The sequence below is a fragment of the Klebsiella michiganensis genome (assembly GCF_002925905.1).
Taxonomy (GTDB): domain Bacteria; phylum Pseudomonadota; class Gammaproteobacteria; order Enterobacterales; family Enterobacteriaceae; genus Klebsiella; species Klebsiella michiganensis.
On sequence record NZ_PRDB01000028.1, the window covers coordinates 1 to 1,647 of the forward strand.

1 pseudogene is annotated in these 1,647 nt (G+C 66.7%); it reads left to right on the forward strand.

Annotated features, from left to right (window positions below):
* Nucleotides 1-640, forward strand: a pseudogene (locus CDA56_RS28970) (LysR substrate-binding domain-containing protein); the annotation flags it as partial.
* Nucleotides 641-1,647: the final 1,007 nt, after the last annotated feature.

Sequence of the window (1,647 nt, forward strand, 5' to 3'; positions counted from 1 at the left end):
GCATGGTGCAGGCGCTGGCGGAGGGAGCTTTGCCGCTGCGCTGGCGGAGATTATCGGCAGCTGGCAGTGGCTCGAGCTGAATTTGCAGGTCGCGGATAGCCATACCGTCAGCCAGAAGGTGCGGCAGGCGGATCTTGATTTCGGCCTGATTCTGGATCCTGAAGGCCAGGCCGGACTGAGCGTACTGGCCTTTGCTGAACTGGAGATGGGCGCGGTGATGCGCCCGGATCACCCCCAGGCGCAGGCTGCGATGCTGTCGCTAGGGGAGCTTAGCGAGGAGCGGCATATTGTTCCCGGCGCGCCGCTGATCGTCCACGATCGGGTCGCGATGCTCTATCGCCATTATGATTTTTTCCCGGCGAACAGTATCAGCTGCAACGATATCCGGCTGATTAAATCGCTGGTGCTTAAAGGCGGCGGCGTGACCATTCTCAGCCGTCTGGACGTGCTGGAAGAGGTGAAGCTCGGGCAGCTGGCGTTTGTCCCGCTGCGCAACAAGCTGCTGCGCCCGCTCACCCTGGCCCTGTGCACCGCGCCATCGCGCCAGCTCTCCCGCCCGGCGCAGATGGCGATCCAGAAGCTGACCGCCGTGATGGAGGAGATGCAGGCCGGGACAGCGGCTTCCCCCCCGTCTGCGTAATATGCCCGGCCTGAAATACTCTGCGGCCTGCTTCCCCGGTGGCACTGCGCTGACCGGGCTACGGGTTCACCCACGTCTGCGATCCGGTAGCCCGGCTAAGGCGTTTACGCCGCGAGCCGGGAACAGACCCGGCCTGAAATACTCTGCGGCCTGCTTCCCCGGTGGCGCTGCGCTGACCGAGCTACGGGTTCCCCGCGTCTGCGATCCGGTAGCCCGGACAGGTGCGCAGCGCCGCCTCCGGGACGGTGTCGGGGTGATGCATCGGCGTGGCTTCTTCCCGGCTCGCGCTGCGCTTAGCCGGGCTACGAGCTGACCGGGGCTACGGGTTCCCCGGCGTCTACGATCCGGTAGCCCGGCTAAGGCGTTTACGCCGCGAGCCGGGAACAGGCCCGGCCTGAAATATTCTGCGGCCTGCTTACCCGGTGGCGCTACGCTGACCGGGCTACGGGTTCACCTACGTCTGCGATCCGGTAGCCCGGACAGGCGCGCAGCGCCGCCTCCGGGACGGTGTCGGGGTGATGCATCGGCGTGGCTTCTTCCCGGCTCGCGCTGCGCTTAGCCGGGCTACGAGCTGACCGGGGCTACGGGTTCCCTGGCGTCTGCGATCCGGTAGCCCGGCTAAGGCGTTTACGCCGCGAGCCGGGAACAGGCCCGGCCTGAAATATTCTGCGGCCTGCTTACCCGGTGGCGCTGCGCTGACCGGGCTACGGGTTCACCCACGTCTGCGATCCGGTAGCCCGGACAGGCGCGCAGCGCCGCCTCCGGGACGGTGTCGGGGTGATGCATCGGCGTGGCTTCTTCCCGGCTCGCGCTGCGCTTAGCCGGGCTACGAGCTGACCGGGGCTACGGGTTTCCCGGCGTCTGCGATCCGGTAGCCCGGCTAAGGCGTTTACGCCGCGAGCCGGGAAGGGGGCTGATGCCAGCATCTTTACCCCAGCGGGCCGCCCTGAATGGTTTCGCACAGACCGTTGATAATCCGCTCCCCGGTTTCGGATTTCAGCTCCTGA